The organism is Lentzea sp. NPDC051208 (assembly GCF_040682435.1).
Classification (GTDB): Bacteria; Actinomycetota; Actinomycetes; order Mycobacteriales; family Pseudonocardiaceae; genus Lentzea; species Lentzea kristufekii.
The window spans coordinates 189,333-211,848 of the sequence record NZ_JBFBAW010000014.1; the positions used below are offsets into that span (position 1 = coordinate 189,333).

23 protein-coding genes, 3 tRNA genes and 1 pseudogene are annotated in these 22,516 nt (G+C 68.0%); 14 read left to right on the forward strand and 13 right to left on the reverse strand.

Going from position 1 to position 22,516, the window contains the following annotated elements; genetic code table 11:
- Positions 1-16: 16 nt before the first annotated feature.
- From AB0M48_RS31220 to AB0M48_RS31235, 4 genes and pseudogenes are all read left to right on the forward strand, one after another.
- Positions 17-985: a DUF3566 domain-containing protein gene (locus AB0M48_RS31220; RefSeq protein WP_363848857.1), complete on the forward strand. Its 969-nt coding sequence runs from the start codon at positions 17-19 to the stop codon at positions 983-985.
- A gap of 69 nt (positions 986-1,054) precedes the next feature.
- Positions 1,055-1,128: transfer RNA gene (locus tag AB0M48_RS31225), tRNA-Ile, on the forward strand.
- 199 nt (positions 1,129-1,327) lie between these two features.
- Positions 1,328-1,447, forward strand: a pseudogene (locus AB0M48_RS31230) (DLW-39 family protein); the annotation flags it as partial.
- A gap of 40 nt (positions 1,448-1,487) precedes the next feature.
- Positions 1,488-1,560, forward strand: a tRNA-Ala gene (locus tag AB0M48_RS31235).
- A gap of 66 nt (positions 1,561-1,626) precedes the next feature.
- On the opposite strand, the gene AB0M48_RS31240 is transcribed toward AB0M48_RS31235, so the two are convergent.
- Positions 1,627-2,019 (reverse strand): DoxX family protein, encoded by a 393-nt coding sequence (locus AB0M48_RS31240; protein WP_363848858.1) that lies wholly within the window; start codon positions 2,017-2,019, stop codon positions 1,627-1,629.
- Between the two features lie 108 nt (positions 2,020-2,127).
- Here AB0M48_RS31240 and AB0M48_RS31245 point away from each other — a divergent pair, with 108 nt between their 5' ends.
- Entirely contained in the window at positions 2,128-2,661 is a 534-nt protein-coding gene (locus tag AB0M48_RS31245; RefSeq protein ID WP_363848860.1) for a DUF2020 domain-containing protein, read from the forward strand.
- Between the two features lie 117 nt (positions 2,662-2,778).
- Here the strand turns inward: AB0M48_RS31245 and AB0M48_RS31250 are convergent, their stop codons facing one another.
- Entirely contained in the window at positions 2,779-3,345 is a 567-nt protein-coding gene (locus AB0M48_RS31250; RefSeq protein ID WP_363848861.1) for a hypothetical protein, read from the reverse strand.
- Positions 3,346-3,439: 94 nt separating this feature from the next.
- On the opposite strand from AB0M48_RS31250, the gene AB0M48_RS31255 reads away from it, so the two are divergent.
- Both AB0M48_RS31255 and AB0M48_RS31260 read left to right on the forward strand, forming a co-directional pair.
- Positions 3,440-3,988, forward strand: coding sequence for a peptidylprolyl isomerase (locus AB0M48_RS31255; protein WP_363848862.1), 549 nt, complete (start codon positions 3,440-3,442; stop codon positions 3,986-3,988).
- Positions 3,985-4,902, forward strand: coding sequence for a rhomboid family intramembrane serine protease (locus tag AB0M48_RS31260; RefSeq protein WP_363848863.1), 918 nt, complete (start codon positions 3,985-3,987; stop codon positions 4,900-4,902). Before AB0M48_RS31255 ends, AB0M48_RS31260 begins: the two co-directional genes overlap by 4 nt.
- Positions 4,903-4,909: 7 nt before the next feature.
- Here the strand turns inward: AB0M48_RS31260 and AB0M48_RS31265 are convergent, their stop codons facing one another.
- On the reverse strand, positions 4,910-5,305 hold the full coding sequence (locus AB0M48_RS31265) for a PH domain-containing protein (protein ID WP_363848865.1): 396 nt from the start codon (positions 5,303-5,305) through the stop codon (positions 4,910-4,912).
- A gap of 234 nt (positions 5,306-5,539) precedes the next feature.
- Positions 5,540-5,806 carry a cell division protein CrgA gene (crgA, locus tag AB0M48_RS31270; RefSeq protein ID WP_093595063.1) on the reverse strand — a complete coding sequence of 89 codons (267 nt, stop codon included), beginning with the start codon at positions 5,804-5,806 and terminating at the stop codon, positions 5,540-5,542.
- A gap of 239 nt (positions 5,807-6,045) precedes the next feature.
- Between crgA and AB0M48_RS31275 the strand changes: the two genes are divergently transcribed.
- Complete coding sequence (locus AB0M48_RS31275; RefSeq protein ID WP_363848866.1) at positions 6,046-7,200, forward strand: class E sortase; 1,155 nt, start codon at positions 6,046-6,048, stop codon at positions 7,198-7,200.
- Positions 7,200-7,355, forward strand: coding sequence for a hypothetical protein (locus AB0M48_RS31280; RefSeq protein ID WP_090006645.1), 156 nt, complete (start codon positions 7,200-7,202; stop codon positions 7,353-7,355). The genes AB0M48_RS31275 and AB0M48_RS31280 overlap by 1 nt, the downstream gene beginning before the upstream one ends.
- Here AB0M48_RS31280 and AB0M48_RS31285 read toward each other — a convergent pair.
- Positions 7,342-7,797 (reverse strand): hypothetical protein, encoded by a 456-nt coding sequence (locus AB0M48_RS31285; RefSeq protein WP_363848868.1) that lies wholly within the window; start codon positions 7,795-7,797, stop codon positions 7,342-7,344. The genes AB0M48_RS31280 and AB0M48_RS31285 overlap by 14 nt on opposite strands.
- Positions 7,798-7,898: 101 nt before the next feature.
- The gene (locus AB0M48_RS31290) at positions 7,899-9,242 is read right to left on the reverse strand and encodes an FAD-dependent oxidoreductase (RefSeq protein WP_363848869.1); all 1,344 of its coding nucleotides are present in this window, start codon (positions 9,240-9,242) and stop codon (positions 7,899-7,901) included.
- A gap of 77 nt (positions 9,243-9,319) precedes the next feature.
- Between AB0M48_RS31290 and AB0M48_RS31295 the strand changes: the two genes are divergently transcribed.
- Positions 9,320-9,961, forward strand: a complete 642-nt coding sequence (locus AB0M48_RS31295) for an aminodeoxychorismate/anthranilate synthase component II (RefSeq protein ID WP_363848871.1) — start codon at positions 9,320-9,322, stop codon at positions 9,959-9,961.
- Between the two features lie 61 nt (positions 9,962-10,022).
- Here AB0M48_RS31295 and pknB read toward each other — a convergent pair whose 3' ends face one another.
- The 7 genes from pknB to AB0M48_RS31330 are packed head-to-tail and all read right to left on the reverse strand — an operon-like array spanning position 10,023 to position 19,697.
- Complete coding sequence (gene pknB / locus AB0M48_RS31300) at positions 10,023-12,023, reverse strand: Stk1 family PASTA domain-containing Ser/Thr kinase (protein ID WP_363848873.1); 2,001 nt, start codon at positions 12,021-12,023, stop codon at positions 10,023-10,025.
- Between the two features lie 55 nt (positions 12,024-12,078).
- Positions 12,079-13,563: a serine/threonine-protein kinase gene (locus AB0M48_RS31305; RefSeq protein WP_363848875.1), complete on the reverse strand. Its 1,485-nt coding sequence runs from the start codon at positions 13,561-13,563 to the stop codon at positions 12,079-12,081.
- The gene (locus AB0M48_RS31310) at positions 13,563-15,035 is read right to left on the reverse strand and encodes a penicillin-binding protein 2 (RefSeq protein WP_363848876.1); all 1,473 of its coding nucleotides are present in this window, start codon (positions 15,033-15,035) and stop codon (positions 13,563-13,565) included. The genes AB0M48_RS31305 and AB0M48_RS31310 overlap by 1 nt, the downstream gene beginning before the upstream one ends.
- A complete protein-coding gene (locus AB0M48_RS31315; RefSeq protein ID WP_363848878.1) occupies positions 15,032-16,504 on the reverse strand; it encodes an FtsW/RodA/SpoVE family cell cycle protein in 1,473 nt (490 codons plus the stop codon). The genes AB0M48_RS31310 and AB0M48_RS31315 overlap by 4 nt, the downstream gene beginning before the upstream one ends.
- Positions 16,505-16,507: 3 nt before the next feature.
- On the reverse strand, positions 16,508-17,929 hold the full coding sequence (locus AB0M48_RS31320) for a PP2C family serine/threonine-protein phosphatase (protein ID WP_363848880.1): 1,422 nt from the start codon (positions 17,927-17,929) through the stop codon (positions 16,508-16,510).
- Entirely contained in the window at positions 17,926-18,387 is a 462-nt protein-coding gene (locus tag AB0M48_RS31325; protein WP_030480247.1) for an FHA domain-containing protein, read from the reverse strand. The genes AB0M48_RS31320 and AB0M48_RS31325 overlap by 4 nt, the downstream gene beginning before the upstream one ends.
- Positions 18,388-18,437: 50 nt before the next feature.
- Positions 18,438-19,697, reverse strand: coding sequence for a DUF3662 and FHA domain-containing protein (locus AB0M48_RS31330; RefSeq protein WP_363848882.1), 1,260 nt, complete (start codon positions 19,695-19,697; stop codon positions 18,438-18,440).
- Positions 19,698-19,824: 127 nt separating this feature from the next.
- On the opposite strand from AB0M48_RS31330, the gene AB0M48_RS31335 reads away from it, so the two are divergent.
- The 4 genes from AB0M48_RS31335 (at position 19,825) to AB0M48_RS31350 (ending at position 22,412) form a co-directional block, all read left to right on the forward strand.
- Positions 19,825-19,907: transfer RNA gene (locus AB0M48_RS31335), tRNA-Leu, on the forward strand.
- A gap of 319 nt (positions 19,908-20,226) precedes the next feature.
- Positions 20,227-20,808: a hypothetical protein gene (locus tag AB0M48_RS31340; protein WP_363848884.1), complete on the forward strand. Its 582-nt coding sequence runs from the start codon at positions 20,227-20,229 to the stop codon at positions 20,806-20,808.
- A gap of 315 nt (positions 20,809-21,123) precedes the next feature.
- Positions 21,124-21,741 (forward strand): hypothetical protein, encoded by a 618-nt coding sequence (locus tag AB0M48_RS31345; protein WP_363848886.1) that lies wholly within the window; start codon positions 21,124-21,126, stop codon positions 21,739-21,741.
- Between the two features lie 14 nt (positions 21,742-21,755).
- The gene (locus AB0M48_RS31350; RefSeq protein WP_363848887.1) at positions 21,756-22,412 is read left to right on the forward strand and encodes an NAD(P)H-binding protein; all 657 of its coding nucleotides are present in this window, start codon (positions 21,756-21,758) and stop codon (positions 22,410-22,412) included.
- Positions 22,413-22,516 lie beyond the last annotated feature (104 nt).

Below are 22,516 nucleotides of genomic sequence, written 5' to 3' on the forward strand. Positions count from 1 at the left end.
GGTCAAGGACAAGCTCGTGACTCCACCCGAGAACCGCGAAGGTCGGGACGCGGACAAGACCGCGGTGATCACCAAACCGACTCCGCAGAACTCCGCGCAGAAGCCGGCGGAGAAGAAGGCGGACTCGGCTGCGGCCTCCGGTTCCTCGGGTGGAACCGCGCAGGACAAGACCAAGCCCGTGTCGGCGGAGAAGGCGGCCGAGGCCGCGGCACCCGCCGAGGAGAAGCCGGCCGCACCCGCTCCGGCGTCCACGCCGGCCCCGGCTCCTGCTCCGGCCGCCGAGGAGAAGACGGTCTCGCTCGGCGGCGCCACCCCGGCACCCGCCGACGAGCCGGTCGTCGTCTCGACACCGCCGCCCTGGCAGCGGGTGACGAACGACACGGAGGCCGCCCAGAGCGACTCGGCGGAGACGTACGTGGCTCCCGGCGCACCGCCCGTGCCGTCCGGCCACGAACCGGCTCCGGCCTTCCCGCAGACCGACCCGGACACCGTCAAGGTGCAGAAGCCCGTGGTCACGGGCTCGGCCGTGCCGGTCGGCCTGGGCAGCAGCCGCACGTCGGTGAACATGGGCAGCGGCGGGGCCCGCCCCGCCGCGTCCTCCCCGTCGGCCCGCCGCCCCGGCCGTGGCCCGCGCCGCGCCTCGCTCCAGGTGAAGCGCGTCGACCCGTGGTCGGTCCTCAAGCTCGCCCTGGTGCTGGGCGTCGCGCTGTTCTTCGTCTGGCTCGTGGCGGTCGGCGTGCTCTACGGCGTCCTGCACGGCATGGGCGTCTGGGACAAGATCAACAGCACCGCGAACGACCTGCTCCAGGCCAACGAGCCGGGCGAACCGTTGATCAGCGCCGGTCGCGTCTTCGGCGTCTCGGCGATCATCGGCGCGGTCAACATCGTGCTGTTCACGGCCCTCGCAACCGTTGGCGCGTTCGTCTACAACGTGTCCGCGGATCTGGCCGGTGGTTTGGAGTTGACGCTCTCCGAGCGTGAGTGACCCCCGATTTGGGAGCAACGAGGACGATCCTGTAAGGTCTTCCTCGTTGCCCCAAGGGGTGATGATCGAGGGCCTATAGCTCAGGCGGTTAGAGCGCTTCACTGATAATGAAGAGGTCGGAGGTTCAAGTCCTCCTAGGCCCACTCGATTCGGGGGCTTACCGTGTCGGCGGAATGCGCCGACCCTTTCCCGAATCATCGTTCTTTATCTGGGGGCCAAGCCCCCAGACCCCCGGCCGGGGGCAAGCCCCCGGAGCCCCCATCACCGTTGATCAGTCGGCAGTCGCCGTTCTGCTGTAACGTGGTGGGGTCGTTGGGTTTACGGTCTTGGGAGGGATTCGAAGTGGCTAAGAAGATCATCGCACTCGTTGCGGTCGCCGGTGCGGTTCTGTTCTTCGTCAAGCGCAGCCGTTCGGCCAAGGCCGACGCGGACCTGTGGCGCGAGGCCACCGCTCCCACCGACTGATCTTCGCTCTGACGGGCGGTTCGCCGCCCCCAGGCTTGGGGACGTAGCTCAATTGGCAGAGCACCGCCTTTGCAAGGCGGGGGTTAGGGGTTCGATTCCCCTCGTCTCCATCCGCTTTCACTGAAGCCCTGTTCGCGCCGTTGCGAACAGGGCTTCAGTGCATTCCGCACATCACGTCACGCCGAGGCGAGTGACTTCTTCGGCGCCTTGCGAAGGGCGTCGATGCTCCACGCGCCGGCACCCGTGAACGCCAGCAGCAGGAACGCCCACGAGTAGATCGCGGCGAGCTCGCCGCCGTTCTCGATCGGCAGCAGACCCTTCGGCTGGTGCACCACGAAGTAGGCGTAGGCCATGGCGCCGGAGGCGAGCAACGCCGCCCAGCGCGTCCACAGTCCGATGATGATGAGACCGCCGCAGATCAGTTCGATGAGGGCCATCGGGCCGGACGGCCACGAGAGCAGATCGACTCCCTTGGACAGCTTCTGCACGCCGTGGAACACGAAGAGCAAACCGATGACGACGCGGAAGAGAGCCAAAGCGTGCTCTCGTCGTTGCTCCAGGAACTCCATGATCGGGTCCTTCCAGGGCGGGAGACAGGGGGCAGGGCACAAAAGGTATGGACCAATCTAGAGTGTCCCGCTAGAGGCGCTTTTGGTATCTGGTTGACTGTTGCCCCTATGAAACGAGCACTGCTGCTGCCCCTGCTCGGCGTCCTCGCCGCATGCGGCACCCCCGTCGCCCAGGACGTGCCGGTTCCCACGACCCAGCCCCAGCAGGTCACGACCATTACCAGCGCGGCTCCGACAGTGCCGCCCGCGCCCAAGCCCGCGAACGACGGCACGTGCCCGTACCTCACAACCGGTTTCGTCGCGGAAGCCAACGGACAGCGCGTTCCCAAAGTGAAACTGTCAACGGACGAACCTCACCCGGCGTGCTTCTTCTACGCGAACGCGACCGAGGTCCAGTTGACCGTGCGGGTCTACGTGGGGGATGAGGGCATCGCCAAGCGCATCGTGAACGAGGCGGCACCGGACGGTTCACAGCCCGCGAACTCGCCCACCGGCTGGACCGGAGGGTACGTCAGCAACGAAGGCGGCGTCGTCTACGCCGTGGCGAAGAGCAACGCCGCAGTGGTCGTCACCAGCAACCAGAAGCAGTCGATCAAGGCCCGTCGCATCGCCGAAGAGGCGATCAAGGGCCTGAAGATCTAGTGGCGTGACCCGGCCCGTTGGCGGGCCACACCACTAGAAGCACGACACCGCCCCCGCGCAGCGGTGCGCGGGGGCGGTGGAAGAGACACGGCGAACGTCAGCGTCCGCCGCTCTTGCTTACTTGATCGGCTCCTTCTGGGAGGGCACCTGCCCGTTGAGGACGGGCTCCGCGTGCGGAACCTGCTCCTCGTCCTGCAGGTGGACCTCCTGCGGCTGACGCGTCATCGCGACGTAGCCGGCTGCCGCGGCTGCGATCAGGAGACCGAGCACCCACGGCCAGCGGCGGCGCTTCGGTGCGTCCGCACCGAGCTGGGCCGCGGCCTTGCGGATCTCCTTGGCGCGCACCTTCGCGTCCTTGCGCGCGCTCTTCGCCGCCTTCTTCACTTCCTTGCGCACGACCTCGGCCTTGCCCATGAGGTCGGCGCGAGTCTTCGCGCTCTTCTTGGCGAGGCGCTTGCGAGAGCGACGAGTCTGCTTCTCCCAGTCCTCGGCCTTGCCCATGAGCGTGTCAGCCCGCTCGACGAGTACGCCGCGAACCTGATCCGCCGTGATGCCACGCTCGGCGAGCTTGACCTCTGCGGCGTGACCAGCGCGAACGACACCCTGACGCGCGGCCTTCAGACCGGTGCCGACAGCCTTGCCAACGTTCTCGCCGGCACGGGTCATGACGTCCACCTCGTCCATCCTCTGCTCCACACGTTGTCGTCCGGTGATGTCATAGAGGTACCCATCGTGCCCCTTTCTGAACATCGCCGCCCGTGGATGGCACGATGGGGTGGTGGCTGACAGCAATGAATCCTTCGTCGGGACCAAGGTGACGGCGACCCTGCACACCACGCAGGGCGACATCCGCATCAACCTGTTCCCCGACCACGCCCCCAAGACGGTGGCGAACTTCGTCGGGCTCGCCGAGGGCACGAAGTCCTACACCGAAGCGAACGCGAGTGGCACCAAGACGGGTCCGTTCTACGACGGCACCCTGTTCCACCGCGTGATCGCCGGCTTCATGCTCCAGACCGGTGACCCGACCGGCACCGGTCGCGGTGGCCCCGGCTACCGCTTCGCGGACGAGTTCAACTCCGAACTGCAGTTCAACAAGCCCTACCTGCTCGCGATGGCGAACGCCGGGCCCAACACCAACGGCTCGCAGTTCTTCATCACCGTGGCGCCGACGACGTGGCTGAACTTCAAGCACACGATCTTCGGTGAGGTCGCCGACCAGGATTCGCGCAACGTCGTCGACGCGATCGGCGGCACCACGACCGGTGCGGGCGACCGTCCGGTCAACGACATCAAGATCGAGCGGATCACGATCGAACGCGCGTGAGCAACGCCCCCGTGCCACCGGACGGGCCGATCGGAGCGCAGCCGGACATCCCGGTCTGCGTACGTCATTCCGATCGGCCTACCCGGCTGCGCTGCAGCAGGTGCGACCGTCCGGCGTGCCCGGACTGTCTGCGCGACGCCTCGGTCGGCATGCACTGCGTCGACTGCGTGAACGAGGGTGCCCGCACGGTTCGCCAAGCCCGCACGTCCGCGGGCGCGGTGGCCTCGAACGGCCGTCCGATCATCACGCAGGTGATGATCGCGCTCAACGTGCTCGCGTACGTGGTCACGGTCGTCCAGTCCGGCAGCCCGATGAACAACCAGCGGGCCGGCCTGTTCACCGCGACCTCGATGATCCCGGAGCTCACCGCCAACGGTGAGTGGTGGCGGATCCTCACGTCGGGCTTCATGCACTTCGGCCTGCTCCACCTCGCGCTCAACATGGCAGCGCTCTTCGTGGTGGGCCCCGTGGTCGAGCAGGAACTGGGCAAGCTGCGGTACAGCGCCGTCTACTTCCTGTCGCTGCTCGGCGGCAGTGCGGCGGCCTTCTTCTTCGGCACCGTCTGCCAGCAGCTCGCCGGTGCGTCCGGTGCGGTGTTCGGCCTGATGGGCGCGTTGCTGATCGTGTTCAAGCGCCAGAAGCGCGACATCTCGACGATCCTCGTGGTGGTCGGCATCAACCTGGTGTCGAACCTCTTCACCAACGCCTCGCTGCTCGGGCACCTCGGCGGGTTCGTGATCGGCGGCCTGCTGACACTCGCCATGGTCAAGGCGCCCGCGAAGAACCGCAACGCCTACCAGATCGGCGCTGTTGCGGCGGCCGCGTTGTTGCTCGGGGTCATGTTCGTGTTGCGTGCCTTCGAACTCGACACGGCGGCCGAAGTGATCCTCGAGTACGCCAGGACGTGCCGCTAGAACTGATTCACGGCCGCAGTGCGTGCAGCACTCCGGCGACTTCTTCGGGATCGGCGCCGAGGTCCAGCCTCGTGAGCACCACGAGGCGGTCGTCGGCGTCGAGTTCCAATGTCTGCTGTTCCCTGCCGAACCGGCGGGTGGTCTGCAGCTTGACCTTCACCTCGTGCCACGGCAGCAGCGTCGTGCCCGTGAACCCGCGCACGGACAGGCCGTCGACGTCCGCGGTGAGCCTCGGGCGTGCGATCGTGGCGAACGCCGCGAGGCCGGTGACCAGCAGCGTTGCCAGTCCGATGAGGAGACGGCCCGCGTTGTCGTCGGCGATGTACGCCGCGACGGCGAGAGCGAGGGCGGCCACCCACGCGGTGGCGATCAGCGGGACGGGCGTCGACCAGGTTCGAGTCACACTGTCGAGTGTCCCGCATGAAATGTGGACAACTGAACGGCTCCGCATGAGGGAAAACCGTCGCTTGTGCATTTTGGTGCAAAGTTGTCCACAGGACTTGTCCCCAATGGGGATGACTTACAGCCGTGTGCTTCGGTGACGCAGAGATGAACCAGGTGAACCTGGCACGAACAAAGGTCGGCCCGGACGTGTGACGTCCGGGCCGACCTGTACGAACAGTGACCTGCCGAGCGCTCAGCGCCAGCGCATCGTCATCAGCAGGCCGATGATCATCAGCGCGAAGCCGATGGCGAAGTTCCACGCGCCCAGCTCGAGCATGAACGGGATCTTCTCGGCCGCGAGGTAGTTGACGACCAGCCACGCGAGGCCCAGCAGCATGAAGCCGAGCATGACAACGACGTAGACCGGGTGAGACGGCCCCGCTGCCTTGACCTTGACCGGCGTGCGGCGGTCAGTGGGTGCGGTGTAGACCGCCTTCTTCCGGACCTTCGACTTGGGCATGCTGTCCTCGCCTGACGTGGATATCCGTGAGTGACGCGAGTTTACGTGCACTACTCAGTAGACACGTTAACGTAGCGGCGGTGGTCAGCGAACCATCCTTGTAGACGCAGTTGTTTTCAGTTCACAGTCCGCGCGGAGGTTCTCAGGTGAACTCGGGACCCCAGCAGCCGCCTCCACGGCGTCCTGTACCTCGTCGTGATGACCTGCAGCACGTGCGGGCCACGCCGACCCCCCACACCGTGCCACCGCCCGAGGCGACCCAGTTCACCAGTGCTTTCTCCGGAAGCCTGCCTCCGAACGCCCAGCAGCGCCCGCCGTTCCCCGGCCCGCCGCCCGGTACGCCCGCGCGCGGCATGCCCCAGCCGGGCCGCCCGGTGCCTCCTCCCGGAATGCCGCCTCCCGGAACGCCGCCGGGCGGAATGCCCCGCAGGCCGATGCCGATGCCGCCCCCACGTCCCCGCCCGGTCGATCCGCCCACCGAGGTGATCCCGCGCGTCGAGGACGACTACGACGACGAGTACTACGACGATGACGAGTACTACGACGACGAGCCTCCGGCGAAGGACACCCCGCCGCCGGACAGCTTCGGTCGCAAGGCCGTGCGAGGCGTCGGCGAAGCCCTCATCACGATGGGCCTCGTCGTACTCCTGTTCGTCGTCTACGAGGTCTACGTGACCGACCTGCTCTCCGCGGAGAAGCAGCAGGACGCGACCGCCGCGCTCGACTCCGAATGGAGCTCGAACGTCGTCACGCCGCCCCCGGCCGACCCGAACCGCAAGTCGCAGCTGAACCTCATCGAGGGCAAGGCCTTCGCGAAGATGTACATCCCGGTGTTCGGCAACGACTGGAAGTTCTCCGTCGTCGAGGGCACCACGGACAAGCACCTCGAAATCGGTCCCGGCCACTACAAGGACACCGCCCATCCGGGCGAGGCGGGCAACTTCTCCATCGCGGGCCACCGCGTGGGCAAGGGCGCGCCGTTCAACGACCTCGACCTGCTCCAGTCCTGCAACTCGATCGTCGTGCAGACCCAGACCCAGTGGTTCGTCTACCGGGTGCTGCCGATGAGGAGCGAGGTGGCCGGCTGGGCCTCGAACCCGAAGTCGAAGGAACCCGCCTGCGCCGGCGTCGCCCCGCTGTCGACGACCCTCGGCGAGGCCTACGCGAAGACCGTCGGCCAGGAGATCGTCGCGCCGTCCCAGGGCGAGGTCATCGCCCCCATCCCGTACCAGGTGGGCGCGACCGTGCCCGCCGACAAGCAGGCCCGGCTGCTCACGCTGACGACCTGCCACCCGCGCTTCTCCGACAAGCAGCGCCTGATCGTGCACGCCATCGAGACCAAGAGCTACCCGGTGGCCGACGGCTTCGTGCCGCCCGAGATGACGGAGGGCTGATGTACGGCTGGATCTGGCGGCACCTGCCGGGCCCGCTGTTCCTGCGGGTCATCGAGGCTGTCGTGCTGGTCGTCGGCATCGTCGCGCTGCTGATGTTCGTGGTGTTCCCGTGGGCGGAGCCGAAGCTGCCGTTCAACAACGTCACCACCCAGTGAGCCGCTCCTCGGCGAGCCGCAGGTACTCGCGGACGTAGCCGAGGAACGGCTCGGGGTTGGTGTTGTACTGCGCCAACGCCCAGTAGACGCCGTCCTCCTCGTCGTTCACCCTCGCGGTGATGCGCCAGGTCGCGTCGTCCCACTCGGCGCGAGGCGCCCCGGCAACGACCCTGAGCGCGGCTTCGCGGCCGAGGTACCAGTCGGCTTCCTCCTCGGACATCAGCGTGACGCCGAGTTCGACGAGCACCTGCTCGACCAGCGCGTCGGCCTCCCGCTTCGACAGCCGGGTCGGCGACTCGCCCGCGAGCTCGCACAGTGCGGGGGAGTCGAGGCCGGCGACCAGCAGGTCGCACGCAAGCCACACCACCCGTTCAGGGACGACCGTGTTGTCGGCGAGGTCGGCGTTGAGACGGAACAAGCGTTTGCGGAGCTCGGCGTTCACGGATCAAGTGTCCGCACAGGCGCCGACGGAATAAGTGAAACCGCCATCGCGACCAAGCGCGATGGCGGCTTCATCGGGGAACGGCGTCCGGCCGTTCAAGCTCAGCCGTTCGAGATCGTGGTCATCTCCTCGCGCGACACGACCTTCACGCGGTCACGGCCGTGCGCCGCGCCCAGCGCGATCTCGTGCGCGTCGAGCCGGCCCCAGCCCTCGTTGGTGACGAACGGCACGCCGCGCTGCTCCAGGAACTCGACCACTGCCGCCGGCGACGGCGAGGTGGCGCGGGGGAGTTCGGCGGCGTCTTCCAGGAGGCTCGTGATGGTCTCCAGGGCGTCGCCCTTGGTGTGGCCGATGAGGCCGATCGGGCCGCGCTTGATCCAGCCGGTCGTGTAGACGCCGGGCATGGGCACCTCGTCGAGGTCCAGCACGCGGCCGGCCTGGTGGGGGATCGTGCCCGAGACGTGGTCGAACGGGATGTCGGGCAGGTGCGTCGAGAGGTAGCCGACGGCGCGGTAGACGGCCTGGACGTCCCAGTCGGTGAAGACGCCGGTGCCGCGGACGTTGCCGTCGCCGGTCAGCTCCTGGGTCTCGGTGCGCAGGCCGGTGACCTTGTCGGAGCCGAGCACCTCGACCGGTGCCTCCAGGAAGTGCAGGTGCAAGCGGCGCTGGCGGGTGCCGACGTCGCGGATCGCCCATTCCTGGAGGGTCTTCACGATCATCTCGACCTGCTTGTTGGTCCTGATCGCGTGCATCGAGGCCTCGTCGAACTCGATGCCCTCGGCGTGGACGATCACCTCGACGTTCGGCGAGTGGTCGAGTTCGCGCAGTTCCAGCGGCGTGAACTTGGCCTGGGCCGGGCCGCGGCGGCCGAAGACGTGCACGTCCGTGACGGGGGAGGACGACAGGCCCTCGTAGACGTTCTCGGGGATCTCGGTCACCAGCAGTTCGTCCGCGGTCTTCGCCAGGATGCGGGCCACGTCCAGGGCGACGTTGCCGACGCCCAGCACCGCGACGGACCGGGCCTCGAGCGGCCAGGTGCGCGGGACGTCGGGGTGGCCGTCGTACCAGGACACGAAGTCCGCGGCGCCGTAGCTGCCCTGCAGGTCGATGCCGGGGATGTCGAGGGCGCGGTCGGCCGAGGCGCCGGTGGAGAAGATGACGGCGTCGTAGAACTGGCGCAGATCGTCGAGCTTGATGTCGACGCCGTACTCGACGTTGCCGAAGAAGCGGACCGACGGGCGGTCGAGCACCTTCTGCAGGGCGGTGACGATGCCCTTGATGCGCGGGTGGTCCGGTGCGACGCCGTAGCGGACCAGGCCGTAGGGCGCCGGCAGCTTTTCGAAGAGGTCGATCTGCGCGTCGACGTCGGACTTGGTCAGGATGTCGGCGGCGTAGACGCCCGCCGGTCCGGCGCCGACGACCGCGACGCGCAAGGTGCGACTCATGACACCTATTTTAGGGTAGCCTTACCTCAACGGAGACGAGAGCTAACTCACTCGACTCGACCGACTAGGCTCTGTCCATGCGCGTGCTCGTGGTCGACAACTACGACAGCTTCGTCTACAACCTGGTCCAGTACCTGGCTCAGCTGGGTGCGGAGTGCGTCGTGCGGCGCAACGACGAGGTGGACCTCGACGAGATCGGCAAGGTCGACGGTGTCCTCGTCAGCCCCGGCCCCGGTACACCGGAGCGGGCGGGCGCGAGCATCGACGTCATCAAGAAGTGTGCCGACACCGGCAAACCCGTCTTCGGCGTGTGCCTCGGCCACCAGGCCATCGGTGTGGTCTGGGGCGGCACGGTCGATCGAGCGCCCGAGTTGTTGCACGGCAAGACGAGCATCGTCTTCCACGAGGGCAAGGGTGTTCTCGCCGGCGTGCCGCAGCCGTTCATCGCGACGCGCTACCACTCGCTGACGGTGCTGCCGGAGACGATCCCCGCCGAGTTCGAGGTCACCGGCAAGACCGAGACCGGCATCGTGATGGGCATGCGCCACAAGGAACTCCCGGTCGAGGGTGTGCAGTTCCACCCCGAGTCGGTGCTGACCGACGGCGGCCACCGGATGCTCGCGAACTGGCTCAAGGTCTGCGGCTTCGAGGTTCCCGAGTCCACGGTCGCGACGCTCGAGACCGGCATGCGCACGCTCGCCGCGGCCGCGCGTCTGTAGCAGGCCACGAAAAAGGGGCGGCTTCCTCGCGGAAGCCGCCCCTTTTCACACGTTCGGAGAATCAACTTCCGCCGATTCCCAGCTGGCCGACTGTCACGGTCACCGCGGTGCCCTTGGTGATCAACGTGCCCTTGGGCGGCTGCTGCGTCAGCACCTGGTCGCGCTTCGACGGGTCGGTGACCGTCTCCTTCTGCACGTTGAAGGAAGCGTTCCAGCCCAGCGACTTCAGCTTCTGCTCGGCTTCCTTCTGGGTCATGCCCACCAGGTCCGGCATCTCGAACTGGTTGCCCTTCGACACCTTCAGCGTGACCGTCGCACCCTTTTCCGCCTTGCTGTTGGCGACCGGGTTCTGCGAGATGACGGTGCCCTCGGGCTTGGAGCTGTCGACCGGGTCGATGACGACCTTGAAGCCGGAACCCTCCAGCGTCTGGCGGGCGTCGGCCTGGTCGTCGTTCACGACGCCGGGCACGTTCACCTTGTCCGGCGCCCTGCCGAGCTGGATGTTGATCGTGCCGCCCTTTTTCAGCTTCAGGCCGACCTCGGGGTTCTGCTGCGCGACCTTGCCGGCCTTGGCCGGGTCGTCGACCTCGATGGACTCGCCCTGCTGCAGCTTGAAGCCGTTGGGATCCTTGTCCAGGATCGACTGGGCCTCCTGCGCGGTCTTGCCCTTCAGGTCGGGGACCGTGCCCTCACCGGGAGGCGCGCCGACGGAGATGGTGACCTGCCCGCCCTTGACCAGCTGGGTGCCCTCCGGCGGGTTGGTGCCGATCACCTTGTTGATCTGGTCGGCGTTGCACTTCGCGGCGGCGCCGTTCGGGCCGGGCTCGCAGGCGATGTCCTCCTGGACGGCCACGAGGCCGAGCTTCTGGACCCTCTCCTTGGCCTCCAACGGACTCAGGCCCACGATCGACGGGACCGATACCTTCTCCGTCGCCTCGCTGCCCTGGTCCATCGCGTTCTTGGTGATCCACGCGGCGAGACCGAGGACGGCCACGCACAGGATCACCACCAGCGTGACCATGATGGCCTTCTTGCGCTTCGCGCGACGCTCTTCTTCCTCGTCGGCGATAGGGTCGTAGTCGTCGTCCGGCTCCGACTTCAACGCCGCCGGGCGGTGCCTGCCGCCGGACACGACCTGCGTGCGCGCGGGACGCGCCGCCGCCTGCTCGTTCATCACGGCGGTGCGGTCCTCGGCCGTCATCACGGCCGGAGCGGACGGACGCTGACCCGACAGCACACGCACCAGGTCGCCGCGCATCTCGGCGGCCGACTGGTAGCGGTTCGCCGGGCCCTTCGACATCGCCTTCAGCACGATCGCGTCGAGCTGCGGCGACACCTTCGGGTTCAGCTGCGACGGGGCCTTCGGGTCTTCCCGCACGTGCTGGTACGCGACCGCGACGGGCGAGTCACCGGTGAACGGGGGCTCGCCCGTGAGCAGTTCGAACAGCACACAACCGGCGGCGTAGACGTCGGAACGGGCGTCGACGGACTCGCCGCGCGCCTGCTCCGGCGACAGGTACTGGGCCGTGCCGATGACGGCGGCGGTCTGGGTGACCGCGGCCTGGCCGTCGTGCAGCGCACGGGCGATGCCGAAGTCCATCACCTTCACGGCGCCGGACTTCGTGATCATCACGTTCGCCGGCTTCACGTCGCGGTGGACGATCCCGTGCCGGTGGCTGAAGTCGAGCGCGGCCGAGACGTCGGCCATGACCTCCATCGCGCGCTTGCCCGACAGCGGGCCCTGCGTCTTCACGATGTCGCGCAGCGTTCGTCCGTCGACGAACTCCATCACGATGTACGGCAACGGGCCGTACTCGGTCTGCGTCTCACCTGTGTCGTAGACGGCGACGATCGCCGGGTGGTTCAGGGCGGCGGAGTTCTGCGCCTCACGGCGGAATCGTTCCTGGAACTGGGAGTCACGGGCGAGGTCGGCCCGCAGCACCTTGATCGCCACGTCTCTGCCGAGGCGGACGTCCCGCCCCTTGTGGACCTCGGACATGCCGCCGTACCCGAGAGTCTCACCCAGTTCGTAGCGGTTTGAGAGCAGTCGCGGAGTGCTCATCGGTGCTTCGTCCCGCTCCTCGTCGACGGTGTTCCGAACTCGGTTCTGGTCTTGCTCATGGCGCGCACGTCACCTTCACCTGCGAGCCGACCGGCACCTCGCCTGTCGGCGCGATGGCGGTGACCCGGCACTTCTTCAAGTCGCCCGGCGCTGTGCCCTGCGCGCTCTGCACCTTGGGCTCCAGGCCGTGGTCGATCAGATCGATGCTGACCGCGTCGCCGGAACGACCGATGTAGTCGTCCTCGTTGATCCGCATCGGCTGACTGCCCGGTATGCGATCGGCGGAGTCGGGCTTCGCCTGACCGCTCGCCGGAGCGTTCGGGTTCGCCGTGCTGGACGTCGTCGTCGGCCGGCCACCTTGCCCGGTACCGCCATTGTCCTTGGCGGTCAACTTCCACAGGACTACCACACCGACCACCAGCAGCACGGCCACCAGGAAAGCGACCATAACCCAGACGGCGGTCCGGTTCCTCCCCGGCGGTGTCGGCATGGGGGTGAACGTTCCGGTCTGGTGCGACGGCTGCATCCCGGTCTGGTGCGCCGGTTGCATCGCCGGATGGGTACCGGGACGGCCCTGCGCTCCCAGGTGGTGCTGCATCTGCGGTGGAATCGGCAGTGGCTGCGACACCTGAGGCGGTGGCGCCTGCACGACCTGCTGCTGCGGAACCACCTGGGGCATAGTGAAACCGGACGGCGTCGGCAGCGGCTGGCCCACCCGCACCGCGCTCACGGCCGCGGCGAACTCCCCGCCGGTCCGGTAGCGCTGCCTCGGGTCCTTCACCAGCGTGGCCTCGATCAACGCCCGCGCACCCGGCGGGACGTCCGGCGGCAACGGCGGCGCGATGTCGCGGATGTGCATCATCGCGACCGTCACCGCGTTGTCCGAGAGGAACGGCCGATGGCCGGCCAGGCACTCGTAGCCACACACGGCCAACGAGTAGACGTCGCTCGCCGGTTCGGCTTCGCCACCAAGAGCCTGCTCGGGGGCGATGTAGTGCGCGGTGCCCATCACCATGCCGGACCGCGTCACGGGTGCCGCGTCCACGGCCTTCGCGATGCCGAAGTCGGTGATCTTCACCTTCCCCGACGGCGTGACCATGATGTTGCCGGGCTTCACGTCGCGGTGCACGAGCCCGCGTTCGTGGGCCGCCTGCAACGCGTTCCCGGTCTGCTCCAGCAGGTCGAGCGTCACGTCGGCGGTCAGCCTGCCCCGGGAGATGATCGTCGCGAGCGGTTCGCCCTCGACGAGCTCCATCACCAGGTACGCGGTGTCCTCCGGTCCGTCCGCGATCGACGCGGTCTCGCCGTAGTCGTGCACCGACGCGATGCCGGGGTGGTTGAGCGACGCGGTCATCCGCGCCTCGACGCGGAACCGGTGCAGGAACTCGGGATCCCCGGAGAGCTCCGCCTTGAGCACCTTCACGGCGACGCGGCGGTCGAGCCTGTCGTCCGCCGCCTCCCAGACCTCTCCCATGCCACCGACCGCTATCCGCCTGGTGAGGCGGTAGCGGTCGGCGAGGAGCTGGCCCGTGGTCAGCATCAGCGGCCTGCCAGGTACGCGTTCATCACGGCGCGTCCGATCGGCGCGGCGACCTTGCCACCGGTGGCGCCCAGACCGCGGTCGCCACCGTCCTCCACGATGACCGCGATCGCGATCTCCGGCTTCTGCGCCGGCGCGAACGCGATGTACCAGGCGTGCGGGTTGTTCTTCGTGACGTCGGAACCGTGCTCGGCGGTACCGGTCTTGGACGCCACCTGCACGTTCTGCAGGCGGCCCTCGCCACCGGTGTTGATCTCCGACTGGATCATCATGTCGCGCAGGGCGTTGGCGTTGGCCGTGCTCATCGCGGTCTCGACCTGGTCCGGCTCGGTGTCGTCGATCGACTTCAGGTCCGGGCCGAGGATCTTCGACACCAGGTACGGCTGCATGCGCTTGCCGTTGTTCGCGATCGTCGCCGCGATCACCGCGTTCTCCAGCGGGGTGATCTGCACGTCGCGCTGGCCGATGCCGGTCTGGTAGAGCGCCGCGTCGTCCGGGATCGGGCCGAGCGTCGAGGTCTCGACGACCAGCGGCACGGTGAGGTCCGGGTCGTTGAAGCCGAACTTCTCGGCCTGGCGGCGCAGCTTGTTCGCGCCGAGCTGGCCCGCCATCTCACCGAACGCCGTGTTGCACGACTTGGCGAGCGCGGTCTCCATCGACACCGTCTCGCCGGGGCCGCACGGGGTGCCGTTGAAGTTCGGCAGCGGGGTCTGGCTGCCGGGCAGCGTGATCGAACCCTTGGCGGTGTACTGCGTGTCCTTGTTCTTGCCGTCGGCCAGTGCCGCGGCGGCGACGACGACCTTCAACGTCGAGCCGGCCGGGTAGAGGGCCTGCGTCGCGCGGTTGACCAGCGGGTCGCCGGCGTCCTTGGCGGTGAGCTGCTTCCACGCCGCGGCCTGCTCGTTCACGTCGTGGCTCGCGAGCAGGTTCGGGTCGTAGGACGGCGTGCTGGCCATCGCGAGGATCTCGCCGGTGTCCGGCTTGATCGCGACGACCGAGCCGGTGAAGCCCTTGGCCGTCAGCTGGTCGTACGCGGTCTGCTGCACCTTGGAGTTCAGGGTGAGCTGCACGTTGCCGCCGACCGGGTCACGACCGGTGATCAACGCGGAGACGCGGCGCGTGAACAGCCTGTCGTCCGAGCCGTTGAGGAGGTCGTTCTCGGCGCGCTCCATGCCGGAGGTGCCGTACGTGACCGACAGGTAGCCGGTGACGGGGGCGTAGGCAGGGCCGCTGTTGTAGGTGCGCAGGTACCGGAGACGGTCGCTCGTCTCCTTGACGTCCGCGATCACCGTGCCGTCGGCGACGGTGATCAGACCGCGCTTGCGGGCGTACTCGTCGAGCAGCACCCGGCGGTTGTAGGCGTTCTTGCGCCACTCGTCGGCGTTGATCACCTGCACCCACGTGGCGTTGCCCAGCAGGAGCACGATCATCACCATCATGGCCATGCCGACGCGGCGGAGCGGTGTGTTCATTTGGGACGCTCCACCATCACAGTGTGCTGGTCCGCGATAGCCGGTTGTTGCGGTTTCGGCTTCGCGACCCGTTGCGGGGCCCGTGCCGCCGCAGAAATTCGCAGTAGCAACGCGACCAGGATGTAGTTCGCGAGAAGTGACGAACCGCCGTAGGACAGGAACGGCGCGGTGATACCCGTCATCGGGATCAGCTTGGTGACACCGCCGACGACGATGAACACCTGGAAGCAGACCGCGAACGCGAGACCGCCGCCCAGGAGCTTGCCGAAGCTGTCGCGCACCGAGATGGCGCCACGCAGGCCGCGCAACGCGAAGACCATGTAGACCAGCAGCAGTGCCGCGAAGCCGACGAACCCGAGCTCCTCGCCGATCACGGCGGTGATGAAGTCGGTGTTCGCCTCGGGGATCATCTCCGGACGGCCCGCGCCGAGCCCGGCACCGCCGATGCCGCCGGTCGCGAGACCGAACAGCGACTGCGAGATCTGGTACCCGCCGCCGATCATGTCGTAGCGGGCGATCGGGTCCTGCCAGTTCGCGACGCGCTGCTGCACGTGGTTGAAGAGCTTCCACGCGATGACGGCGCCGCCGGCGAACAGGCCGAGACCGAGCACGACCCACGCCGCTCGTTCCGTGGCGATGTAGAGCAGCACGAGCACGATGCCGAAGAACAGCAGCGAGGAACCGAGGTCCTTCTGCAGCACCATGACCGCGACCGTGACGCCCCAGGCCGCGAACAGCGGGCCCAGGTCACGGGCGCGGGGCAGGTCCATGCCGAGGAACCGGCGGCCCGCCACCGTGAACAGGTCCCGCTTCGACACGAGGAACGCGGCGAAGAAGACCATCAGGAGGATCTTGGCGAACTCACCCGGCTGGAGCGACAGCGGTCCGACGCGCAGCCAGATCTTCGCGCCGTTGATCGTCGGCGCGATGAAGCCGGGCAGCACACCGGGAAGCAGCAGCGCGACCAGTCCGACGAGGCCGAACGTGTAGCCGAAGCGCGCGAGCATCCGGTGGTCCGGGAGGAACTTCAACGTGGCCGCGAACAGCAGCAACCCGATGCCGGTCCAGATGACCTGCTTGAACGCCACCGGGTCCCACGTGGAACCGTCCGGGAAGACGGTGCCCTCCAGGGCGAGGTCGATCCGGTGGATGACCACCAGTCCGAGCCCGTTGAGCAGCGCGACGCACGGCAGGATCGCCGGGTCGGCGTAGGGCGCCCACCTGCGCACGGCGAGGTGGGCACAGGCGAAGAGTCCGAGGTACGCGAGACCGAGGTAGAGGATCCTCAGGCTCAGCGAGCGTTCCTGGTTCAGTTCGACCAGGATCAGAGCCAGCGTCACGAGACCGGCGGCGAACGACAGCATCACCAGTTCGGTGCCGCGTCGCGTCGGCGCCTTCAGCCCCGGCGACGTGTTGGTCGCCACCGACGCGCCTGGTGAACCTTCCCCGGCGGGGACGGGCGAGCCCATCAACTACGGACCCTCCCGGCATTCCACACCCGGCTTTTGCTGGGAGGGGGCGAGCGAAGGCTCGGTCGAACCGGTCTCCGGGTTCGGAGAACCGTTGGCGGGCGGCGTGCTCGACGTGCTGGACGACGGAGTGCTCGGCGTCGTCGAGGGCGTCGTGCTGGACGACGTCGACGACGTGTCCTTGCACAGCGGCAGCATGTGCTCGGTGCGCAGCAACCGGACCGCGGCGCGGGCGCCGTCGAGTCCGTTGTCGCTGCGGATGCCCGCGGTGATGGTCTTCCGGCCGGCTTCCTGCAGGTCGTTCAACGTGATCGGGGTGCAGCCCGTGGAGCCGGGCGGGCACGAGTCCTCGACCTTGGACGACAGCTTGAAGCCGAGCACCGTGCCGTTCAGGCCGCGGAAGATCGCGACCTGGCCATTCTCGGTGGCACCGACGTAGAACTGGGTGTTGAGCCACAGCTTGCCGCCGACCGCCACGACACCGGTCAGCAGGAGCAGCACGAAGATGATCGCGAACGCCTTGATGGCGTTGCGCTTCTTGCGCTTGGGGTCCTGCGGAGGTGGTGGCGGTGCGTCCATCCGCTGCGGCATCGGCGGGCGCTGCTGCGTGAGCGCGCTCGCCCGTGAGGCCGCGGAGTCCGGCGGGACGTTGTGGTCCTCGCTGCCGTCGCCGGCCGCGCCACCGAGGATCGGGTAGTCGTCGCCGAAGTCGACGTCCTCGACGTCCGCCACGATCACCGTGACGTTGTCGGGGCCGCCGCCCTTGAGCGCGAGCTCGATCATCCGGTCCGCGCAGGCCTGCGGGTCGGGGATGCGGATCGCCTCGTCGAGCGTCTCCATGCTCACGACGCCGGACAGGCCGTCCGAGCAGAGCAGGAACCGGTCGCCGACGCGCGCTTCGCGGACCGTGAGGCTGGGCTCGAAGTCGTGCCCGGTGAGGGCGCGCAGCAGCAACGAGCGTTGCGGGTGCGTGGCGGCCTCGTCCGGGGTGATCCGGCCCTCGTCGATCAACGACTGGACGAACGTGTCGTCGTGCGTGATCTGCGCGAAGGAGCCCTCCCTCAGGAGGTACGCGCGCGAGTCGCCGATGTGCACGAGCCCGAGGCGGTTGCCCGCGAACAGGATGGCCGTGAGCGTGGTGCCCATGCCCTCCAGGTCCGGGTCGCTCGTCACGAGCTCGGAGATGGCGCCGTTGCCACTCGCGACCGCGTCGCGCAGCTTGCCGAGGAGGTCGTCGCCCGGCTCGTCGTCGTCGACGTGGGCCAGCGAGGCGATGACCACCTTGCTCGCGACTTCACCGGCGGCGTGGCCACCCATGCCGTCGGCTACTGCGAGCAGGCGGGGGCCCGCGTACACGGAGTCCTGGTTGTTGGCACGAACCAGGCCCCTGTCGCTTCGGGCCGCGTATCGAAGAACCAAGGTCATGAGCGCAGCTCGATCACCGTTTTGCCAATGCGGATCGGGGTGCCGAGAGGTACGCGCAGGGGTGCGGTGACCTTGGCTCGGTCTAGGTAGGTGCCGTTCGTGGAGCCGAGGTCCTCCACGTACCAGTCGGTACCGCGCATGGACAGCCGCGCGTGCCTGGTCGACGCGAAGTCGTCGTCCAGGACGAGGGTGGAGTCGTCAGCGCGGCCGATCAGGATCGGCCTGCCGTCGAGCGAGATGCGGGTGCCCGTGAGCGCCCCGTGGGTGACCACGAGTTGCCGAGGCGCCTTGCTTCCCCTCGCCGACTTCTCGGACCTCCGGAATCCGGGCAGACCTGATGCCCGGAGCCCTGAGGCTGCGTAAAGATCAGAGCGGACCACACGTAGGGCGGCCAGCACAAAGAGCCAGAGGAGCACGAGAAAGCCCGCTCTGGTCAGCTGCATCACCAGCTCTTGCACCGGTTGTAACCGCTCCTGCCTTGAGTTGCATACCCGACGCTCGACCGACCTCAGCCCGCGGTGCGGAAGACCAGTGACGAGTGGCCGATGCGGACGACGTCGCCCTCCGCGAGCTGCCAAGTCTGCACTGGCGTGCCGTTCACCGTGGTGCCGTTCGTCGAACCGAGATCAGCGAGCATCGCATTCTGCCCGTCCCAGGAGATTTCCAGGTGGCGCCTGGAGACTCCGGTGTCCGGGAGGCGGAAGTCGGCTTCCTGCCCACGACCTACGACGTTTCCACCCTGCTTCAGGTTGTACGTCCGGTTGGATCCGTCGTCGAGGTGCAGCGTCGCGTTGAGCTGACGGTTCGCGCCCTGGGTGGCCGGCGGGGCGTATCCGCCCTGGTTGTAGCCCTGGTCGTAGCCGCCAGGCTGGCCGTAGCCCTGCTGCTGGCCGTAACCCTGGTCATAGCCGCCTGCCGGCTGCTGGCCGTAGCCCTGGTCGTAACCGCCGGCCGGCTGCGCGCCGCCGTAACCCTGGTCGTAGCCGGCGGGCTGGCCGTAGCCCTGCTGCTGGCCATAACCCTGGTCCTGGCCGTAGCCCTGCTGCTGGCCGCCGCCGTAGCCCTGATCGTAGCCCTGCGGCTGGCCGTAACCCTGGTCGTAGCCGCCGGCCGGCTGGGCGCCGCCGTAGCCCTGGTCGTAGCCCGGCTGCTGGCCGTAGCCCTGCTGGCCGTAGGCCGGGTCCTGTCCTTGCTGGCCATAGCCCTGCTGCTGGCCATAACCCTGCTGGTCATAGCCCTGCTGCTGGTCGTAGCCCTGCTGGCCGTAGCCGCCCTGACCATAAGGGTCCTGGCCGGGCTGGCCCTGTCCTTGTCCGTAGCCGGGTGGCTGGCTCATGGATCGGTCTCCTGCGGTGCGAGGTGGTGCTGACCGTCGGCTGGCCGCTTTCACGTCGGGGTCGACGGACGAGCTGGTTCGGAACTGTCCGGTGTGCAGCGCCTCGGAGCGCTCCAGGGAGACTACGACGTCACCATAGGTATCCCATCCGGACTCGGCCAGGTGCTCTCGCAGGCCCTCTGCGAGAAGCTGTGTGATGCGTAGTTCATCCTGCTCGTCGCCCGCAAGACGTTCGTGGTCCTGAGGCCCGAGCAGCACCTTGTAGTGGTTGGGGGCTAGCAGTCTGCCACCCGCGAGCTCGCGGATGTTGCTGTCACCCTCCCGATGCAGTGCCTGTGCCACCTCTTGGGGCACGACGCTGCCGCCGAACACGCGCGCGAAGGTGTTGCCGACGAGACCTTCGAGCTTGCGCTCGAAGCGTTGCAGGCCCATGTCGACTCCTTCCGTTCGGTCCGCTCGGCCCGGGCTCCTGTACCGATCGTATCCGGGTGCGACCAGCCCTACAGGGGGCGATTAGGAACCTGGTTTGGACGCGTGCTAGTGTTTCCAACGTCTCCAGGGGCAAGTGGCGGAATGGCAGACGCGCACGGTTCAGGTCCGTGTGTCCGAAAGGACGTGGGGGTTCAACTCCCCCCTTGCCCATCGAATGACAGATGGAACCCCCCTCGCGGAATCGCGAGGGGGGTTCTTTCGTTGATCGGCAGTATCGGATTCCTTGATCCAACAGGTGATGTCTGTCACTCGTTCGGGGGGCGCCATGTGGGCGATAGCCGCTGCCGGCTTCGGCTCGGAACTCGAGCTCGTCGAGGTTCCCCGGCCCACGCCAGAGCCAGGTCAGCTTCTGGTTCGGCTGCTCGCGGCGAGTGTCAACCCGTTCGACCGCAAAGTGGTGAACGGGATGCTCCGCGATTCCGCTCCCCACCAGTTCCCGCTGGTTCCCGGAACTGATGGTGCGGGTGAGGTGGAAGGTTCCGGAGAGAGGATTTTCGGCACCTTCTTCCGCCGTCCCGTCGGCGGCGGAACATACGCCGAGTACGTCACAGTTCCGGCCACGAACGCGTTGGCGCCGTTGCCGGAAGACCTGGATCCCGCCATCGCCGCCGCATTGCCGACCGCGGGTATGACGGCTTTGCAGTTGGTCGAGTCGCTCGGCTCCGCACAATCCGTGCTGATCGTCGGTGCGGCGGGCGGCGTCGGGTCGTTCGCCACCCAGATCGCGCGTGCGGCCGGCAAGCGCGTCATCCCGATCGGCCGTGGCGATTCCCTGGTCGAGGCCGACGCGCTCATCGACCTCGTGAGCGCCGACCGTTCGTCGTTCGAGGCGAACGCGCGCTACGCGCCGCTGGCCTTCAACACCAACTACGTTTCCGCTGATCCCGCCCAGAACTTCGGTCTGAAGGGGTCACGGGAACTGTTGGTGCGACTGGCGTCCATGGTGCAGTCGGGTGATCTGGAAGTGCCGATCGGCCGACGCGTGCCGTTGCGCGCGGCGACCGACGTTTTCGCAGGTCACGGGCCCGGCAAGACCGTGATCATCATGTAGGTGGTCGTTCTGGCGCGGTGAACGGTCGGCGGGCGGCGACGGGCGCCGCTGACCGGCTTTTTGCCCTCACGCCTGGCGCACACACCCTGAGCAGCTCTTTTGGTGCGTCCATCCGGATTAACGTCACCCAGACGGCAGCACAGCAGGACCGAACTCCCCTCGCCACTCCTCGACCGGTCACCGACCGGTCGGCGCCGTCGATCGCAGGGGGTCCTGTGACCTGGGGGCGGGCCGCGCGCTTCCTGCTAATTCTTATCCAGAGCACGAGTCGAAACGCGGCGGATCTCCCGCCGCGGGTGACGAGGAGGCACTGGCGTGAGCAGCACCCCAGCAAGGATCGCGGCGCTCGACAGCTCGAACGGTCTGTCGACCACCCCGGTCCCGGTTCCGGAACTGCCCGCGTCCGTCGAGGAGTTGGCAGCCGCTGCGGCGATCCGCCTCGGCTGGCACGGCGTGGTTCTCCCCGAAATGGTCCTGATGGGCCGCAAGGTCGTCGTCGTGGCCGAACTCCTGGCCGACGCCCACGCCGAGCGCGTGTGCGTGGGTGCGGGCCCCGAGGCCGACAAGACCACCGTCTCCACGTGGGTGTGGCCGGAGATGGAAGGCCGCGTTCCCCCCGCCGCGGTGCGGATCGTCGGCGTCCTGGCCGTCGCGCGTCACTGGAGGACGGCTCTGGCCTCCTCCGTCCCCTTCGCCCGCTACGGCAACGCCGCGGTCGTCCTGCCCGAGTCGGTCGCCTTCTCGCACGACTACCTCGCGAACTGCCTGCCGCGCGTGCGCCGCTACGGCGTCTCGGTGCTGCTGGCCGCCGACGAGAAGGACCTCTCGGTCGACGTGACCGGCCGCCAGGAGACCGTCCCCTCCGAGGACACCGCCATCACCCGCTGGGTGAACGAACTGGTCTACGAGCAGGTGCTCGCCACCGCTTCCTGATCTACGGTCGGGCCATGCGAGTAGTCATAGCCGGCGGACACGGGCAGATCGCGCTGCTTCTCGAGCAGCTGCTGGCCACCCGAGGAGACGCCGCCACAGCACTGGTCCGCAACCCCGATCACTTCGCCGATGTGCAGGAAGCCGGAGCCGTTCCGGTGTTGTGCGACCTGGAGTCCGCTGATCTGGACTCGGTCGCCGCGTATTTGAACGGCGCTGACGCGGCCGTGTTCGCCGCTGGTGCCGGTGCCGGATCTGGTGCCGCCCGCAAGGACACCGTGGACTACGGGGCCGCTGCGCTCTTCGCCTCCGCCTGCGTCGAGGCCGGGGTGCGGCGGTTCCTGCAGGTGTCCACCGTCGGGATCGAGTCCGCTGACTCGCCGTCGGTGGATCCCGAGTTCGCGGTGTACCTGAAGGCCAAGAAGCTGGCCGAGGACGACCTGAAGCCGCGTGATCTCGACTGGACGATCCTGCGGCCAGGGCCTCTGGTGAACGACGCGCCGACCGGGCTGGTCACGCTGGCCGAGCCCCGGCTGCCGCGGGCGTCCGTCACCCGCGCGGACGTCGCCGCCGTGCTGGCCGAACTGCTCAACGCTCCCAACACGATCGGCAAGACGCTGGAGCTGGTGAACGGCGAGACGCCGGTCGCCGACGCCGTTCGCGTGATCCTCTAAGCACTGCCCCGGAAGTCCTGTCTCCCGTCGAACAGACCGTTCACCGCTCGGATTTTCCGCACGCGGGGGGGGGTGGGGGGGGGGGGTGGGCCCGGGAGGGCGCC

Bases quoted from the DNA above. Each gene is read 5' to 3' on its own strand.
- AB0M48_RS31240 (WP_363848858.1), bottom strand. From the start codon at position 2,019: ATGGAGTTCCTGGAGCAACGACGAGAGCACGCTTTGGCTCTCTTCCGC.
- AB0M48_RS31245 (WP_363848860.1), top strand. From the start codon at position 2,128: ATGAAACGAGCACTGCTGCTGCCCCTGCTCGGCGTCCTCGCCGCATGC.
- AB0M48_RS31250 (WP_363848861.1), bottom strand. From the start codon at position 3,345: ATGGACGAGGTGGACGTCATGACCCGTGCCGGCGAGAACGTTGGCAAG.
- crgA (WP_093595063.1), bottom strand. From the start codon at position 5,806: ATGCCCAAGTCGAAGGTCCGGAAGAAGGCGGTCTACACCGCACCCACT.
- AB0M48_RS31280 (WP_090006645.1), top strand. From the start codon at position 7,200: ATGTACGGCTGGATCTGGCGGCACCTGCCGGGCCCGCTGTTCCTGCGG.
- AB0M48_RS31290 (WP_363848869.1), bottom strand. From the start codon at position 9,242: ATGAGTCGCACCTTGCGCGTCGCGGTCGTCGGCGCCGGACCGGCGGGC.
- AB0M48_RS31295 (WP_363848871.1), top strand. From the start codon at position 9,320: ATGCGCGTGCTCGTGGTCGACAACTACGACAGCTTCGTCTACAACCTG.
- pknB (WP_363848873.1), bottom strand. From the start codon at position 12,023: ATGAGCACTCCGCGACTGCTCTCAAACCGCTACGAACTGGGTGAGACT.
- AB0M48_RS31305 (WP_363848875.1), bottom strand. From the start codon at position 13,563: ATGCTGACCACGGGCCAGCTCCTCGCCGACCGCTACCGCCTCACCAGG.
- AB0M48_RS31310 (WP_363848876.1), bottom strand. From the start codon at position 15,035: ATGAACACACCGCTCCGCCGCGTCGGCATGGCCATGATGGTGATGATC.
- AB0M48_RS31315 (WP_363848878.1), bottom strand. From the start codon at position 16,504: ATGGGCTCGCCCGTCCCCGCCGGGGAAGGTTCACCAGGCGCGTCGGTG.
- AB0M48_RS31320 (WP_363848880.1), bottom strand. From the start codon at position 17,929: ATGACCTTGGTTCTTCGATACGCGGCCCGAAGCGACAGGGGCCTGGTT.
- AB0M48_RS31330 (WP_363848882.1), bottom strand. From the start codon at position 19,697: ATGGGCCTGCAACGCTTCGAGCGCAAGCTCGAAGGTCTCGTCGGCAAC.
- AB0M48_RS31350 (WP_363848887.1), top strand. From the start codon at position 21,756: ATGCGAGTAGTCATAGCCGGCGGACACGGGCAGATCGCGCTGCTTCTC.